The sequence below is a fragment of the Undibacterium sp. CY21W genome (assembly GCF_014284265.1).
GTDB classification, from domain to species: Bacteria; Pseudomonadota; Gammaproteobacteria; order Burkholderiales; family Burkholderiaceae_D; genus Undibacterium; species Undibacterium aquatile.
This window is the reverse complement of the sequence record NZ_JACOGE010000008.1, coordinates 55,408-72,393: the sequence shown is the minus strand read 5'-3', so window position 1 is coordinate 72,393 and position 16,986 is coordinate 55,408. Positions and strand designations below refer to the sequence as shown.

General features: G+C 50.4%; 11 protein-coding genes. 3 read left to right on the top strand and 8 right to left on the bottom strand.

Annotation, left to right across the window (positions count from 1 at the left end; genetic code table 11):
- Positions 1-82: 82 nt before the first annotated feature.
- The gene (locus tag H8K29_RS16505) at positions 83-736 is read right to left on the bottom strand and encodes a class I SAM-dependent methyltransferase (RefSeq protein WP_186898467.1); all 654 of its coding nucleotides are present in this window, start codon (positions 734-736) and stop codon (positions 83-85) included.
- A gap of 95 nt (positions 737-831) precedes the next feature.
- The gene (locus tag H8K29_RS16500; RefSeq protein ID WP_186883715.1) at positions 832-1,773 is read right to left on the bottom strand and encodes a CysB family HTH-type transcriptional regulator; all 942 of its coding nucleotides are present in this window, start codon (positions 1,771-1,773) and stop codon (positions 832-834) included.
- 168 nt (positions 1,774-1,941) lie between these two features.
- Here H8K29_RS16500 and H8K29_RS16495 point away from each other — a divergent pair, with 168 nt between their 5' ends.
- Complete coding sequence (locus tag H8K29_RS16495) at positions 1,942-4,149, top strand: patatin-like phospholipase family protein (protein ID WP_186898466.1); 2,208 nt, start codon at positions 1,942-1,944, stop codon at positions 4,147-4,149.
- A 114-nt stretch (positions 4,150-4,263) separates the two neighbouring features.
- Here H8K29_RS16495 and H8K29_RS16490 read toward each other — a convergent pair whose 3' ends face one another.
- Positions 4,264-5,253 (bottom strand): fumarylacetoacetate hydrolase family protein, encoded by a 990-nt coding sequence (locus H8K29_RS16490; protein ID WP_186898465.1) that lies wholly within the window; start codon positions 5,251-5,253, stop codon positions 4,264-4,266.
- A 199-nt stretch (positions 5,254-5,452) separates the two neighbouring features.
- On the opposite strand from H8K29_RS16490, the gene H8K29_RS16485 reads away from it, so the two are divergent.
- Together H8K29_RS16485 and H8K29_RS16480 are read left to right on the top strand one after the other, a co-directional pair.
- Complete coding sequence (locus H8K29_RS16485) at positions 5,453-7,291, top strand: DUF885 family protein (protein WP_186898464.1); 1,839 nt, start codon at positions 5,453-5,455, stop codon at positions 7,289-7,291.
- Positions 7,292-7,557: 266 nt separating this feature from the next.
- Complete coding sequence (locus H8K29_RS16480) at positions 7,558-8,439, top strand: HDOD domain-containing protein (protein ID WP_186883719.1); 882 nt, start codon at positions 7,558-7,560, stop codon at positions 8,437-8,439.
- A 73-nt stretch (positions 8,440-8,512) separates the two neighbouring features.
- Here the strand turns inward: H8K29_RS16480 and H8K29_RS16475 are convergent, their stop codons facing one another.
- The 5 genes from H8K29_RS16475 to prpB form a co-directional block, all read right to left on the bottom strand.
- Entirely contained in the window at positions 8,513-10,408 is a 1,896-nt protein-coding gene (locus H8K29_RS16475; protein ID WP_186898463.1) for a propionate--CoA ligase, read from the bottom strand.
- A gap of 321 nt (positions 10,409-10,729) precedes the next feature.
- Positions 10,730-11,920 carry a 2-methylaconitate cis-trans isomerase PrpF gene (gene prpF / locus H8K29_RS16470; RefSeq protein WP_186898462.1) on the bottom strand — a complete coding sequence of 397 codons (1,191 nt, stop codon included), beginning with the start codon at positions 11,918-11,920 and terminating at the stop codon, positions 10,730-10,732.
- A gap of 66 nt (positions 11,921-11,986) precedes the next feature.
- Positions 11,987-14,578, bottom strand: coding sequence for a Fe/S-dependent 2-methylisocitrate dehydratase AcnD (gene acnD / locus H8K29_RS16465; RefSeq protein ID WP_186898461.1), 2,592 nt, complete (start codon positions 14,576-14,578; stop codon positions 11,987-11,989).
- A gap of 133 nt (positions 14,579-14,711) precedes the next feature.
- Complete coding sequence (prpC, locus tag H8K29_RS16460) at positions 14,712-15,860, bottom strand: 2-methylcitrate synthase (protein ID WP_186883723.1); 1,149 nt, start codon at positions 15,858-15,860, stop codon at positions 14,712-14,714.
- A 150-nt stretch (positions 15,861-16,010) separates the two neighbouring features.
- A complete protein-coding gene (gene prpB, locus H8K29_RS16455) occupies positions 16,011-16,901 on the bottom strand; it encodes a methylisocitrate lyase (RefSeq protein ID WP_186883795.1) in 891 nt (296 codons plus the stop codon).
- Between the last annotated feature and the right edge of the window lie 85 nt (positions 16,902-16,986).

Sequence of the window (16,986 nt, the reverse complement as noted above, 5' to 3'; positions counted from 1 at the left end):
CTCCTTTTATTGAAATGACCCGCAATGTAGCATAGGAAAGAATCGGGAAACAATGGAGGATCAATACTAGAATAGCGACCTGTCACTTAAGGATGCAACTGAGCAACCAGTAGTGTTCATTTCTGTAAATACGAATATCCCGAACAGCAGGTGCAAATTTTTTCCGCAACGCACTGTCAGTCGGAAAGTTTTTTACTATCTCAACCCGGCTACCGTCTTCCTGCGTGCGGAGTTGGTAGGTATTTCCCTCAGCATCAGTACGCGCAATCGGAGTACTACTTCCCTCTACGTAAATATTGTCTATCAATACCAACAAACTACCCTTACCTGCCCCCCGACTCAACTTTGCCAGTAAATCAGTCTGCTGTTCGCGCTTGATGTGCGACCATAAAAAACCGGCAAAACACGCAGTGTATGCACCTGCTTTGGCTTCTGGCAAATCGAACACATCCGCAATACCGAAATGAACTTTATCGGAAGGGTAACTCTTAGTCTGCGCAATATCCAGCATCACCTGATTCACGTCGGTCGCATATACAGACTCAGCAGATGGGGCATATTTTTCTGTCCAGTAACCGGTACCGCAAGCCGCTTCGATTACTTTATGGTTTTTCAATAGGTCAGCAATGCGTTGCTGCATATCCAGTAAATCCTGCTGACGTTCAGGATGCTGGTAAATCTGCTCAAGAGTGTTGGCGCGCTGAGCATAATAATCACGCATGGTGTTTTCAATCATACTTATTTCTAATCTAGTCAAATTTTTTAACAACTCATCCCGCTTCATGGACTTCACTTCAGACCATCCGGGAACCGAAAGTCTCGGTGCGAGAATCACAAATCGTAATTATCTTTATTGCCTTGCAAAACGCTATCGACCATCTTGCGTGTCAGAGTCGGATTCAGCAATTCAATAAAGGTGTAAATATAGCTGCGCAAATAAGCGCCCTGCTTGATCGCGACCCGGGACACATTCATACCAAACAAATGACCAACCGGGATTGCCCGCAGATGCTTATCGCGCTCGGCATCAAAAGCCATACCGGCAATAATACCGATGCCCATACCTAATTCAACATAGGTCTTAATCACATCGGCATCGATCGCCTCCAGCAATACATCGGGTTTTAAATCCCGCAGCTGAAATGCGTGATCAATTTTGCTACGTCCCGCGAAAGCCGAGTCGTAAGTCACCAGCGGATAGTGTGCTATCTCTTCCAGCGTCACATTCTTTAGTTTTAACAAAGGATGTTCGGGCGGCACAATTACCACGTGCTCCCACTGATAGCAAGGCAAAGAGATTAAGCCATCAAAACCAGAGATAGACTCTGTTGCAATGACGAGATCGGCCTGATCGCGCATGACCATCTCAGCAATCTGCTTGGGGTTGCCCTGCAACAAAGACAAACGCACCTTTGGATACTTTTGCATAAACGCCTGCACCACCTTGGGTAAGGCATAACGTGCCTGAGTATGCGTTGTGGCGATGGTAAAGCTGCCGCTATCCTGCGCTGCGTATTCCTTGCCTATGCGCTTGAGACCATCGATCTCTTGCATGATCAGTTCTACCGATTTCAACACCGCCCGACCGGGCTCAGTCAAACCACGTATCCGCTTGCCATGGCGGGTAAATATATCAACCCCCAACTCTTCTTCCAACTCGATAATTGCCTTTGAAACACCTGGTTGCGAAGTAAATAAAGCTTTCGCCGCCTCAGTCAGATTAAAATTCTGCCTGACGGCTTCTCGTACAAAACGTAATTGATGTAAGTTCATGGGGAGCGCTAAATAGTTGGCTTATGCTTTTAAATTTAAAAAAGCTAAGTTGATATACTTCCAGCAGTATATAGAGACCAAGACAAGAATTCCATGCTCAATCGACTTTCATTTTGTTGGAAACTGCTTTTTATCAGTTTACTTTCGTGGGCAAACCTCATTTTAAGTATGCATGATGCACGCGCAGAAAGCACTACCGTGCAGCATCTGCAAACCAAAGCACCTAAAATATGCCTGGTATTATCCGGTGGCGGTGCCCGTGGTTTTGCGCATATCGGCGTGTTAAAACAACTGGAAGCAATGCATATTCCCATAGACTGCATTGCAGGAACCAGCATGGGTGCGGTTGTCGGTGGTCTGTATGCGGCAGGCCTGCCTGCCACAGAAATAGAAAAAAGACTGGCAAGCCTGAAACTCAATGATATCGCGCTCGACCGGGTTGATCGCCGCCTTCTGCCACAGTCCGTCCGAGAAGAAGACGAGCAATATCCACTGGGCGCCACCCTGGGGCTGAGTGCGAATGGTGTCAAGTTGCCTGCAGGTGTTGTGCAAGCCAGTCAGTTTCAGGAGCTGTTGCAAAACTGGACCGCCCACCTGCCACCCGATATCAACTTTGATAGCCTGCCAATTCCATTCAGAGCGGTTGCAACCGATCTCGAAACCGGAAAAATGATCGTCTTCAACAAAGGCTCATTGCACAAAGCGGTGCGCGCCAGCATGGCTGCGCCTGGCGTCTTTGCACCGATAGAAATAGACGGAAAATTATTATCCGACGGCGGTCTGGTGCGCAATCTGCCAGTCGATATTGCACGCGACATGGGTGCAGATATCATCATCGCAGTGAATATCGGCACACCATTAATGCCAAGAGATCAGCTACAAACCTTGTTCAATGTCAGCCAGCAGATGGTGAATATCCTGACCGAACAAAATGTCAACGTGCAAAAAGGCCTGCTCCGCCCGGAAGACGTTCTGATTGAACCTCAGTTGGGTAATATCGGCTTCATGGATTTTGACCGTTCAAAAGAAGCCACGGCCATCGGTGAGAAAGCAACACAGAATATCGCCGCCAAACTTGTCGCATTACAGTTGCCAGATCATCTGCATACAGCTACCCAGCAACTGCGTTTGAACCCACAACTACCCCCGCTACGTATAGGCTTTGTTGACATTGAAACCAACGGTGCGATCCCTGAGAGCGACATCCGGCGTCAGTTATCGATTAAAGTCGGCACAATGTACGACGCTGAAGAAATCAATCGCAAGCTCGCCATTCTGAATAATGCGCGTGAATTTGACAGCATCAACCACGAACTCGTTCAGCGTGGCGACGAATATGGCATACGTATTAATGCTACCGGACGAAACTGGGGGCCACACTTCCTGCGTTTCGGCCTGAGCCTCTCCAGCGGTTTTGAAGGCGCAGGCGGATACAGACTGCAAGTAGGCCATCGCCGCCCTTGGCTGACCGCAGGTGGTCTTGAATGGCGAAACGATATCGAATTCGGCAACATGATCAACTTGCGCACGGAATTGCGTCAGCCTCTTTTTGAACGTGAGGGCATGTATGTCTCTCCCTATCTTGCCTACAACGAAAATACGCTGAACTACTATAAAGACAATGTCAGACTCGCAGAATACACTTTGCGATCGGAAAAGGCTGGCGTTGATCTCGCCTTCCGTATCGGCGAACAAAGCGTTCTGGGCGAAGCCCGGGTCGGCGTAAATTTTAATAGTTACAGCGTTCGTCCTAAGCTCGGCGGCTTACTTATCAATAATCTGGATGGTAGTCAGTCAAATGGCAGCCTACCCAGCGCCGACTTACAGCAGGTAGGCATCAAAACCAGCGTCATCATCGATCAGCTCAGCGACCCCAGTTTTCCACGTGAAGGCTACAAATTCGACAGTAGCCTGTTTGTTGGTTTAAACAGTCCTAAGAAAACTTACCAGGAACTGAACCTGAATGCGATATGGGCCAAGAGCGTCAACAACCATAGCGTCAATCTGAAGCTCAGCGCAGCGGGTTTATTTCAGAACGATGCGCAAATCCGGGGAATAGGTTCTATGCTCGGCGGTTTTCAAAAGCTTTCCGCCTATCAGCCTGACCAGTTCAGCGGCAACTATATGCTGTATGGCAGCGCCACTTATTTATTACGGGCTGTGAATTTTGAAATGGCGGGACAAAGCCTGTTCCTCGGCACATCATTAGAAGCTGGCAATACCTGGAACACCAGCAAAGAAATAACAGCTGCCTCTTTACGTAAAAGCATGAGTCTGTTTGCCGGATTTAACAGCTTTATCGGCCCTATCTACCTTGGCTTTGCTTTCGGGCAGAATGGCGCAAGAAATATTTTCTTTCAGCTGGGCAGGCAATAATGAAAAACAGCGATGCCGTCTAGCATCGCTGTTTTTTTATTCGAGAAAGTGTATTAAAACAGATGGCGCAAGTTTACTGACCACGCAGTTCTTACTCAATAAACACGCGGTATATCAGACTCCGTCCGCCTCAACAACACTTTGATCAATCGCACCAAAAATTGATTTTCCATTCTTATCCAGCATTTCGATTTTAATGCTGTCGCCATATTGCATGAATGGCGTCAGGGGCTCACCGGTTGCGATCATCTCCAGTGCACGTTTTTCAGCGATACAGCTATATCCCTTAGCCGCATCCTTATTCGATACAGTTCCCGAACCGACGATGGAACCGGCTCGCACATTCCGTGTTTTACACAAATGGGTAATCAATTGCGGGAAAGAAAACACCATATCCACGCCTGCATTCGGCTGCCCGACAAGATTGCCGTTCCAGCTGGAACGCAGCGGCAGATGGACTTTCCCATCCTTCCACGCATCGCCCAATTCATCAGACGTTACCGCTACCGGAGAAAAACTGGTCGCGGGCTTAGACTGCAAAAAACCGAATCCTTTTGCCAGTTCAGCCGGAATCAGATTCCGCAGCGAGACGTCGTTCACCAGCATCAGTAAGCGTATCGCTTCCCCTGCATGCTGCACTTTCACGCCCATTGGTACGTCGCCAGTAATGACCGCGATTTCACTTTCAAAATCAATTCCCCATTCCGCTGAGCGCGTAACGATGTCGTCGCAAGGCCCGATAAAATCATCACTGCCGCCCTGATACATCAAAGGATCATGCCAAAAACTATCCGGCATTTCAGCGTTTCGGGCTTTGCGCACCAACTCAACGTGATTCACATACGATGAACCATCCGCCCATTGAAAAGCGCGCGGCAACGGAGCCATGCAATTCTGCGGCTCAAACTCAAAACTATTCACCGCTCTGCCAGCGTTTAATCTGTCATACAACTCACCGAGTTGGGGAGCAATGAAATTCCAATCGTCCAGCGCACGCTGCAATGTTGGCGCAATACCGTCCGCAATACAGGCTGTTTTCAAATCCCTGGCCACGACCACTAATTGCCCGTCACGCGATCCATCTTTAAGAGTAGCAAGCTTCATCAACATTCCTGAGGTAATTCGGTTAAGCCTGATTTTACCTGAAGAAGTTTCAGAGAAATAAGTCAGCACGGTGATGACAATAAATTACTCGGAACAAATTCAAGTGCTGACATAAAATAGCGGGCAGACTCGCCAGTTGAAACACCACTTACTACTTACTGAAAGCGCTGGCATATACTATTTTTCAGGACATCATCACATGTTACGTCGTTCAATCTCTTTAACAGTGCTCGCTCTCAGCATCAGCTGCCTGGGTAGCGAAATATCTTTAACGTACGCACAGGATCTGCCATCTTCGGCAACAGCGCCAACGCACGCCAAGCATTCCGTCACGGCAGCAAAAAAACTGGCGGCACTGGCAGAGCGTTATTACGAAATCCAGGCTAAATTTGAACCGATAGCCGCGACCTATAACGGCGACAGCCGCTACGACGACAAATTGCCGCAGACATTAAATCCGGCAATCAAGGCAAAACAAATAGCCCAGTTAAGCCAGATATCAAAAGCACTGTCGGCTATCCGGCGCAATGCACTGAGCACACCAGACCAGGTCACTTATGATTGCCTGCAATTTGAAATCGCAGCCGCAATTCGCATGTCGAAATTTGACGACAGGCTCATGCCAGTAAATCAAATGGACAACGTGCCGCTGACGCTGGCACATTTCGCCAGTGGACAAAGTGCGCAATTGTTGAAGACCGTTCCCCAATACGACAATTATCTGAAGCGGATCCGGCAATTACCAGAATGGTTGCAACAGGCGAGTACCAATATGCGCGAAGGAATGCGTCGTAAGATCGTGCTGCCAAAAGCACTGGTGATTTCAATGTTGCCTCAGTTCGCGCAACTGGTAACGGAACAGGCAACCGAACATCCGTACTATCTTCCGGTTAAAAATTTTCCGGCTGAATTCACCGAAGCAGACAAACTGCGTCTGAGTAAAGACTATCAATCCGCGATACAAAAACAAGTATTACCAGCACTACGCCGCTTTAATCAATTTCTGAAAGACGAGTATCTACCTGCAAGCCGCGACAGCACAGGATGGAGTGCATTGCCGGGTGGCGCACAGTGGTATCAGGCATGGGTTGAGGATCAGACGACAACGCACCTGACACCAGAACAAATTCATGCGACCGGCCTTAAAGAAGTCGCCCGCATTCAGCGTGAATACGCAATACTTGGGCCAAAACTCGGTTATCAGGGCACACCTGAATCCCTGCCTGAATGGATGGAAGCGCAAACAAGCTACCGCCCATTCAAAACCGAAAAAGAAGTGCTCGACGCTTATATTGCGATTGATGGCATTGTCAGACAAAAGCTGCCGGAATTCTTTGAGAAAACGCCAAAAGCTGCATTGGAAATTCGCCCTGAACCAGAAATCAGCCGCGCAACAGCATCCGATCACTACACGGCACCAGCCATTGATGGCTCTCGTCCAGGCGTATTCTGGGCGGTTATAAATAAGCCGGAGGATTACGCCACCACAGGAATGAAAACCTTATTCCTGCACGAAGGGCAACCGGGACATCATTTTCATCTGGCGACCTTACAAGAGTTAGATGTACCGAAATTCCGCAAGGTCGGTGGTAATAATGCCTACACAGAAGGCTGGGCGCTTTATGCAGAGACCCTGGGGCGTGAAATGGGCTTATTTGAAAATGATCCTGCCGCCTATTACGGTCACCTGAGTGATGAAATGCTGCGCGCGACCAGACTGGTTGTCGATACCGGCATGCACGCCAAAGGCTGGACCCGCGAACAGGGAATCCAATATCTGCAACAGACACTGGGATACAGTGAGGCCGTTTCACGCCAATGTATAGAACGCTATATGGCGTGGCCAGGTCAGGCATTAGGATATAAGATAGGTTCACTCAAAATCATGGAGTTACGCCAGAAAGCTCAGGCAGCACTGGGCGATCGTTTTGATTTGCGACGTTTCCACAATGTCGTGTTGAGCGACGGGACGCTGCCATTATCCTTGCTTGAAACAAAGGTATTGAAGTGGATCAATGATCAGAAGCAAATGAAATAAACGAAGAAACATTTACGTATTTTTACAGAAGCTTGATTGACCTTCAGTGTCAAGTCGAGCAGAATGAGGCAATGATATTCATTGCCTCATAACTTCATTGTTAAAATTAACACTTACAATGTAATGAATGGTATTTGGGGCTGAGCCACAGCAACGGTGACAGAAGCAGTAAATCGAGTTTTAAATCGAGTTTTCTTTCTCCGGTGGTGTAGCAGGCAAACGCAAACCGGAAACATCAGCGACGTTTAACCAACATGACCTCTGCGATGAACAGATCCACAGCGCTTAAATACATTGTTGAACAAGCCAACAACGGCGACCTGGTATTCCCTACGAATATCGCGGCATCCGTAAAAATTCAACAAGCGATCAAAGACCCCGAATGTTCAGCAGATCTTGCTGCTAGACTGGTACTGAATGAGCCGCTGCTGGCGGCACGCGTGGTGGCAACGGCAAACTCTGCAGCGTATAGCAGGGGCAATGTCGTCAACAACGTGAAAGCAGCGATCAACCGTGTTGGGTTTGCCACCCTGAACGCAATAGTGGCGTCGATTGTAGTCCGGCAGTTAGCCGGAAGCAGCAAAGACAGACGTATTCAGGGCATGGTCAGCACGTTGTGGGAACATTCGGCGCAAGTTGCCGCCCTGTCGCGGGTCATTGCACGCAAAATCACAAAAGTTGATCCAGAGACGGCAATGTTCGCTGGCATCGTGCATGAAGTCGGTAATTTCTATCTGTTATCACGTGCCGAAGAATTCCCATCTTTACTCGAAATCGAATATCCCATCATAGAAACAAGCGAAAAATCGGTGTCTGAAGATCCGCTGGATGAGGACGAAGGTGATTCAAGCGAAGCGATTATTGGTCGTGCTGTCATCCAGACTCTGCAACTACCACCAACCGTAGTCGAAGCGCTGGAGGCGCTGTGGTTTGGCTTGCGCGCAATGCCGCCAGAAACGCTGGGCGATACCATCTTACTGGCGAATGAGCTGGCCAGAACAAAATCACCTTTTGACTACAATTCTTATGCGGAAGCAGAACAATTCGCATCTGAAATCGATTTTGTTGTCGGCGACGGCACGCTCAACAGCATACTGGAAGAGTCTGACGAAGAAGTCAGCAGCCTGACATCGGCCTTGCTGGTGTAAAACAACAACAGTAAAAAAGAGGTGGATATGCGGTCTATGCATATCCACCTCTTTTTATGCTGAGAACATCTGACTACATCTTCTGACCAACCACATCCTTGATTTGTGCTAATGAATGAGGATCTTCAATGGTTGTCAGGTCACCCGCATCCCTGCCCTCGCAAATCGCCTGTATTGAGCGACGCAGTAATTTACCCGAACGGGTTTTAGGCAACATCCCGACAAAATACACACGGGATGGTCTGGCAACCGCACCAAGTTGCTTATCTACAACAGCCATCACTTCCGCTTCCAATGCATGCTTTTGCTCTGGCGTCGTCGCGGCATCAGGATGCTTCAGTGTCGCGAAGGCGACAGCAACCTGCCCTTTGAGTTTATCTTCGATGCCGACCACAGCAACTTCAGAAATCTGCGGATGACTGGAAATACTCTCTTCGATTTCTCGTGTACCAAGACGATGACCAGCGACATTAATCACATCATCAGTACGTCCGAGAATGAAGTAATAACCATCTTCGTCTTTAATGCCCCAGTCAAAAGTTGAATACAACTGCTCATGCGCAAAATTTGCCCAATAGGTACTGACGAAACGCTGGTCATCGCCATACACCGTTTGCATACAACCCGGCGGCAAAGGGCCGCGAATCGCAACAACACCTTTTTCATTCGGGCCGCATTCAGCGCCCGTCATTTCATTAATGATCTGAACGTTGTAACCATACATCGCGACACCGGGGCTGCCCAACCGTGTCGGCGTATTTTCAATAGCGCGGGCAACCGACAAAATCGGCCAGCCGGTTTCTGTCTGCCAGTAATTATCGATAATCGGCACGCCTAGCTCGGTCGCAATCCAGCTTGAAGTTGTTTCATCCAGCGGCTCACCCGCCAGATACAAAGCCTTCAATGAAGATAAATCATATTTCTTCATCAGTTCAGGCGGATGTTTTTTCAGCACACGAATTGCCGTCGGTGCAGAAAACATGCGCGTGACTTTGTATTTTTCAACGATGCTCCACCAGATACCCGCGTCAGGACGAATCGGTGTACCTTCGTACATAATCGTCGCCATGCCTGCGATAAGCGGGCCATAGACGATGTAAGAATGTCCGACTACCCAGCCGATATCGGATGTCGCAAAGTAGGTTTCACCGGCATTGCCGCAATAGATATGCTTCATCGACGCAGCCAGCGCCACCGCATAACCACCGACATCGCGCTGCACGCCTTTCGGTTTTCCAGTCGTTCCCGATGTATACAGCACATACGACATCTCGTTTGATTCCAGCCAAGTTACCGGCACCGGTGTCTGCATATGTTGTGCACGCAATGCCGCGTAATCGACATCGCGTCCCGCAACCAGCGTCATTGCATCAAGACCGCGATTCACAATCAACACATGCGCTGGCTTATGTTCTGCTAACTCAATCGCATCATTCAACAACGGCTTATATGGAACGGCCTTGCCACCGCGCATACCGGCATCTGCCGATACAACTAGTACCGGCTTGGCATCGTCAATACGGGTAGCAAGGCTTTTCGAGGCAAAGCCACCGAACACCACTGAATGCACGGCACCGATGCGGGCACAGGCCAGCATCGCAAACGCGGCCTCGGCAATCATCGGCATATAAATCAGAACACGGTCACCGCGCTGAACGCCCAGCGACAACATAATGGCCGCCATACGTTGCACTTCCTGATGCAACTCAGCAAAGCTATACACTTTCTCCGTATTGGTTTCGGTAGAAATCGCAATCAGTGCCGCTTTATCCGGCTGCGTTGCAACCCAGCGATCAACCGCGTTATAGCAAAGATTCGTTTCACCGCCGACAAACCATTTGGCAAATGGCGGCTGGCTGTGATCAAGCACCTGTTGGTAAGGTTTGTGCCAGTCGATCAATTTGGCCTGATCATCCCAGAATGATTCTGGATTTTGTATCGATTGCTGATAAAACGCTGCGTAAGACATACTCTCTCCTGTTTTTTATTGTGCTGCATTCCGGGTCAGCGAAATGCGAATGAACCTGTAAGTTTTATGTAAGCGACCAAGAAAAAACGCGACCGTTTAACGGGTCGCGTCTGATTGTTCTGCGTTGTTTCTGTGTTTGATATGCGATGCGAATGTGAGCATTTGCAGGATCTTTCCAGCGTACCTGCCAGCCATGGTTGATAAGACCTCAGGTAGGAAGAAACCAACCGCAACACCGCACGACGACACTCTTTCAACAAGAGAGTCGTCGTCATGACGAAGCGGATTGTGCGGTCAGTTGACATATGATGATGTGTAAAATCAGAACGTATCGCCAGGAATACGAACCCAGCCTTCCATCAGCACGCGTGCACTACGGCTCATGATGGCTTTTTTGACTGTCCATTCACCATTCACCTGCGTTGCTTCCGCACCGACCCGCAAGGTGCCGGATGGATGTCCGAAGCGCACCGCAGTGCGTTCGCCGCCACCGGCAGCCAAATTCACCAATGTGCCGGGAATCGCCGCTGCTGTGCCGATCGCAACCGCTGCTGTTCCCATCATCGCGTGGTGCAACTTGCCCATAGACAAAGCGCGCACCAGCAGATCAATCTCTGCTGCATTGACTTGCTTACCACTCGACGACACATACGACTGCGGCTGAGCAACGAAAGCTACCTTAGGCGTATGCTGGCGTTGAGCCGCTTCGTCAATATGCTTGATCAAGCCCATGCGGACTGCACCGTAAGCACGGATAGTCTCGAACTTAGCGAGTGCAGCAGCGTCACTATTGATCGCGTCTTGTAACTCAGTTCCCGTGTAGCCTATCGCTTCGGCATTCACAAAAATCGTCGGAATACCGGCATTGATCATCGTCGCTTTGAGCGTACCGATACCAGGCACGTCCAGATCATCGACCAGATTTCCAGTCGGGAACATGGAACCGCCAGCGCCTTCTTCATCTGCAGCCGGATCCATGAATTCGAGCTGCACTTCAGCGGCAGGAAAAGTTACGCCGTCGAGTTCAAAATCACCGGTTTCCTGCACTTCGCCATTCGTGATCGGCACATGGGCGATGATAGTTTTGCTGATATTCGCCTGCCAGATGCGTACTACGGCAACGCCGTTTTGCGGAACACGACTCACATCCACCAGACCGGCGCTGATCGCGAATGAACCGACCGCTGCTGACAGATTGCCGCAATTACCGCTCCAGTCAACAAAAGCCTTATCTATCGACACCTGACCGAACAGGTAATCGACATCGTGATCAGCTCTCGTGCTTTTCGACAGAATCACGGTCTTGCTGGTGCTGGATGTCGCACCGCCCATACCGTCGATTTGTTTGCCGTAAGGATCGGGGCTACCGATCACGCGCAACAGAATCGCGTCACGCGCAGCACCGGGCACTTGCGCCGCCTGCGGCAAATCCTGCAAACGGAAAAACACGCCTTTGCTGGTGCCACCACGGATATACGTCGCGGGGATTTTAATTTGGGCTGGATGATTCATCATTTCCTTCTGTACTTGGTTTTAGGCTCCCCCTCCCGCTTGCGGGAGAAGGGCTTATTTCATCAATTACACTTTCTTCGTCGATTCCAAAAAGTCTTGCGCAAAGCGCTGCAACACGCCACCGGCCTCATAAATAGAGACTTCTTCTGCGGTATCCAAACGGCAAGTGACAGGCACTTCGACGCGTTCACCGTTTTTACGATGAATGATCAGCGTCAGCGTGGCGCGTGGAGTGCGTTGACCCACGACATCAAAAGTTTCGCTACCGTCGATATTCAGCGTCAGGCGGTTCACGCCCGGTTTGAATTCGAGAGGCAATACGCCCATACCGACCAGATTCGTACGATGGATACGTTCGAAACCTTCAGCCACAATCGCTTCCACACCCGCCAGACGTACACCTTTGGCTGCCCAGTCACGCGATGAACCCTGACCGTAATCCGCACCGGCGATAATGATCAATGGCTGCTTGCGCTCCATATAGGTTTCAATCGCTTCCCACATGCGGGTCACTTTACCTTCCGGCTCTATGCGAGCCAGCGAACCTGCTTTCACTTTGCCATCGACCTGTACCATTTCATTTTTCAATGTCGGATTCGCAAAGGTCGCGCGCTGCGCTGTCAGATGATCGCCGCGATGGGTTGCGTAGGAATTGAAATCTTCTTCCGGCAAGCCCATTTTTGCGAGGTAAGCACCCGCCGCACTGTCGAGCATGATCGCATTCGATGGTGACAAATGATCGGTGGTGATGTTGTCGCCCAATACCGCCAAAGGACGCATGCCCGTCATCGTACGTGGTGCAGCAAGCGCGCCTTCCCAGTATGGTGGACGGCGGATATACGTCGTTTGCGGACGCCAGTCATACAGCGGGCTGACTTTCTCACCGTTGTCGGCCTGAATCGCAAACATAGGTTCATACACCTGATGGAACATTTCAGGCTTGACGCTGGATTTCACGATCGCATCAATTTCTTCATCGGTAGGCCAGATATCTTTCAGACGGATTTCTTTGCCATCGACGACGGTCAGTACATCCTTCTCAATATCAAAACGTATCGTCCCGGCAATCGCATACGCAACGACCAGCGGTGGCGATGCGAGGAATGCTTGTTTTGCATACGGATGGATACGTCCGTCGAAATTACGGTTACCCGATAACACGGCTGTCGCGTATAAATCGCGATCAATAATTTCTTGCTGAATCACAGGATCAAGCGCGCCGGACATGCCATTGCAAGACGTGCAGGCATAGGCAACCACGCCGAAGCCCAGCTTTTCCAGATCGTCCATCAAACCGGCTTCTTCCAGATACAACGTAACAGCTTTGGAGCCTGGCGCCAGTGAGGATTTCACCCACGGTTTGCGGGTCAGCCCGAGTCGGTTAGCGTTACGTGCCAGCAGTGCTGCGGCAATCACATTACGCGGATTGCTGGTGTTGGTGCAGCTGGTAATGGCTGCAATAATCACAGCGCCATCCGGCATTTGCCCTGGCACATCATCCCATTTGGCAGCGATGCCTTTAGCGGCCAGATCGCTGGTTGCAACACGTGCATGCGGATTCGATGGACCAGCCATATTGCGCACGACACTGGACAAATCGAATGTCAATACACGTTCGTACTCAGCATTGATCAGACTGTCTGCCCACAGACCGGCGGCTTTCGCATAAGTCTCGACCAGTTTGACCTGTTCATCGCTGCGGCCAGTCAGTTTCAGGTAATCGATGGTTTGCTGATCGATCGCGAACATTGCCGCTGTCGCACCATATTCCGGTGCCATATTCGAAATCGTCGCGCGGTCACCAAGCGTCAACGCAGCAGCGCCAGCGCCGTAAAACTCAAGGTAGGCACCCACCACTTTTTGCTTGCGCAGGAATTCGGTCAATGCCAGCACCACGTCAGTTGCAGTGATGCCTGGCTGCGGACGACCAGTGAGTTCTACGCCGATGATGTCCGGCAGACGCATCCACGATGCGCGACCCAGCATGACGTTTTCTGCTTCCAGACCGCCGACACCGATCGCGATTACACCGAGCGCATCGACGTGTGGCGTGTGGCTGTCGGTACCAACCAGCGTATCAGGAAACGCCACGCCATCTTTAGCATGAATCACGGGCGACATCCGTTCCAGATTAATCTGATGCATGATGCCATTACCCGGCGGAATCACGTCGACATTTTTGAAGGCTTTTTTGGTCCAGTTAATGAAGTCAAAGCGATCTTCATTACGACGGTCTTCTATCGCGCGGTTTTTGGCGAACGCGTCAGGATCAAAACCACCGCATTCCACTGCCAGCGAGTGATCGACGATCAGTTGCACCGGCACGACCGGATTGACTTGCGCCGGATCACCGCCCTGCTCTGCAATCGCATCACGCAAACCGGCCAGATCGACCAGCGCGGTTTGTCCCAGAATATCGTGACAGACCACACGCGCCGGAAACCACGGAAAATCGAGTTCGCGTTTGCGTTCGATGAATTGCTTCAGCGATTCAGTCAGCGTCGCTGGATCGCAACGACGCACCAGATTTTCAGCCAGTACGCGCGAGGTGTAAGGCAGTTTGTCGTAGGCGCCAGGTTGAATCGCATCGACTGCCGCACGGGCGTCGAAAAAATCCAGTTGGGTGCCGGGGAGTGGTTTGCGGTTTGCAGTGTTCATGGCTTATTCAGGAATAATGGATGTTCCGGGAGCGAAACGCGTGGCAATCTCTTGCTACGCCTTTGCCCTCTTTTCTGCACTGACGCTGCTTACACATAAGTAAGCAGCGTCAGCGCCTCAGACAAATGACAGATTATTTGCGGCTCTTGATCGGCACAAATTTCAGGTCTTCAGGACCGACATAATTTGCGCTAGGACGAATGATCTTGTTATCGATACGCTGTTCTATGATGTGTGCCGCCCAGCCGGATGTGCGGGCGATCACGAACAATGGTGTGAACATCGCTGTTGGCACGCCCATCATGTGATACGACACAGCAGAGAACCAGTCCAGATTCGGGAACATTTTTTTGATGTCCCACATCACTGTTTCCAGACGTTCAGCGATGTCGTACATCTTCATCGCGCCCGCATCTTTCGACAGATTGCGCGCGACTTCTTTGATCACTTTATTACGTGGATCAGAGATCGTGTAGACAGGGTGACCAAAGCCGATCACGACTTCTTTATTTTCAACGCGTTTTTTGATATCGGCTTCTGCTTCATCCGGATTGTCATAGCGCTTCTGGATTTCAAACGCGACTTCATTCGCGCCGCCATGCTTAGGGCCACGCAAGGCGCCGATTGCGCCGGTGATCGCAGAATACATATCGGAACCCGTACCGGCGATGACACGACCGGTAAATGTCGATGCATTGAATTCATGTTCTGCATACAGAATCAGTGAGGTATGCATCGCTTTCTCCCACAGCTTGCTTGGCTTTTGGCCATGCAACAAGTGCAGGAAGTGGCCGCCGATGGATTCGTCGTCAGTTTCGGTTTCTATGCGTTTGCCGTTGTGGCTGTAGTGGTACCAGTACAGCAGCATGGAACCCAGCGACGCCATCAGGCGATCAGCGATATCGCGTGCGCCCGGTGTGTTGTGGTCATCTTTTTCCGGCAAAACGCAACCCAGTGCGGAAACACCGGTACGCATCACATCCATAGGATGCGACGATGCTGGCAGCCATTCGAGCGCTGCTTTGACATTCGCAGGCAAGCCGCGCAATGCTTTCAGCTTCGCTTTGTAGGCATGCAATTCGGCGACCGTCGGCAACTTGCCGTGCACCAGCAAATGGGCGATTTCTTCAAACTCGCAGGCATCGGCCACGTCGAGAATATCGTAACCACGGTAATGCAGGTCGTTACCGGTTTTACCCACGGTACACAAAGCGGTATTACCCGCAGTCACGCCAGACAAGGCAACGGATTTCTTTGGTTTGAAAGGAACTGCTTCGGTCATGGTGCTCTCCTGAGATAATTAGATACTCCCCCCAGTATTTTTTAACGCCCAATGAATCTGCTGAGGATAAGGCGATTATTTAAAAAAACAGGGGGAGTATGTGTTTTTATACGGTTTTAAAATGAATGGAATCCGGTAAAAAATAAGGAATTATTTGTTCTTTTGCTGCGCAAACAAGGCATCCAGTTTTTGCTCGAAATCGTGATAGTTGATGCGTTCGTACAATTCCATCCGCGTCTGCATGGTATCGACCACGTTCTTTTGCGAGCCGTCGCGACGAATCGCGGTGTACACATTCTCAGCCGCTTTGTTCATCGCGCGGAATGCAGACAATGGATACAACACCAGACCGACATCCACTGCGGCCAGTTCTTCGACGGTATACAACGGTGTCGCACCGAACTCGGTGATGTTTGCCAGGATAGGTACTTTGACCGCGTTAGCGAATTGTTTGTACATCGCCAGTTCAGTGATCGCTTCCGGGAAAATCATGTCAGCACCGGCTTCAACACAAGCCTGAGCGCGATCAATCGCGGCTTCCAGACCTTCGACGGCGAGCGCATCGGTACGCGCCATAATCACGAAATTTTCATCTGTACGCGCATCGACTGCCGCTTTGATACGATCAACCATTTCCTGCTTGGTGACGATTTCTTTGTTCGGACGATGGCCGCAACGCTTGGCGCCGACCTGATCTTCAATATGCATCGCCGCAGCGCCGAATTTGATCATCGATTTCACGGTCCGTGCCACGTTGAACGCAGATGAACCGAAACCGGTATCCACATCCACCAGCAAAGGCAGGTCGCACACGTCAGTAATACGGCGTACATCCGTCAGCACGTCATCCAGATTGGAAATACCCAGATCAGGCAAACCCAGAGAACCGGCAGCAACACCGCCACCGGACAGATAAATAGCCTTGAAGCCAGCGCGCTTGGCCAGCAAAGCGTGGTTCGCGTTGATCGCGCCGACCACTTGTAACGGGGATTCTTCTTGCATCGCCTTACGGAAGGCGGCACCTGCGGAGTAGTTGCTCATATCGTTGATGTCTTTCAGGTTAATGAAGTTGCCAGCGTCTATTGCAATCAACATGCCAGCACCAGCCGGCATCGCAACAGCTTAG

Excerpts from the sequence above, each read along its gene's own strand:
- H8K29_RS16490 (WP_186898465.1), bottom strand. The coding sequence starts at position 5,253 with ATGAAGCTTGCTACTCTTAAAGATGGATCGCGTGACGGGCAATTAGTG.
- H8K29_RS16495 (WP_186898466.1), top strand. The coding sequence starts at position 1,942 with ATGCATGATGCACGCGCAGAAAGCACTACCGTGCAGCATCTGCAAACC.
- prpC (WP_186883723.1), bottom strand. The coding sequence starts at position 15,860 with ATGACCGAAGCAGTTCCTTTCAAACCAAAGAAATCCGTTGCCTTGTCT.
- H8K29_RS16475 (WP_186898463.1), bottom strand. The coding sequence starts at position 10,408 with ATGTCTTACGCAGCGTTTTATCAGCAATCGATACAAAATCCAGAATCA.
- prpB (WP_186883795.1), bottom strand. The coding sequence starts at position 16,901 with ATGAGCAACTACTCCGCAGGTGCCGCCTTCCGTAAGGCGATGCAAGAA.
- prpF (WP_186898462.1), bottom strand. The coding sequence starts at position 11,920 with ATGAATCATCCAGCCCAAATTAAAATCCCCGCGACGTATATCCGTGGT.
- acnD (WP_186898461.1), bottom strand. The coding sequence starts at position 14,578 with ATGAACACTGCAAACCGCAAACCACTCCCCGGCACCCAACTGGATTTT.
- H8K29_RS16485 (WP_186898464.1), top strand. The coding sequence starts at position 5,453 with ATGTTACGTCGTTCAATCTCTTTAACAGTGCTCGCTCTCAGCATCAGC.
- H8K29_RS16480 (WP_186883719.1), top strand. The coding sequence starts at position 7,558 with ATGAACAGATCCACAGCGCTTAAATACATTGTTGAACAAGCCAACAAC.
- H8K29_RS16500 (WP_186883715.1), bottom strand. The coding sequence starts at position 1,773 with ATGAACTTACATCAATTACGTTTTGTACGAGAAGCCGTCAGGCAGAAT.
- H8K29_RS16505 (WP_186898467.1), bottom strand. The coding sequence starts at position 736 with ATGATTGAAAACACCATGCGTGATTATTATGCTCAGCGCGCCAACACT.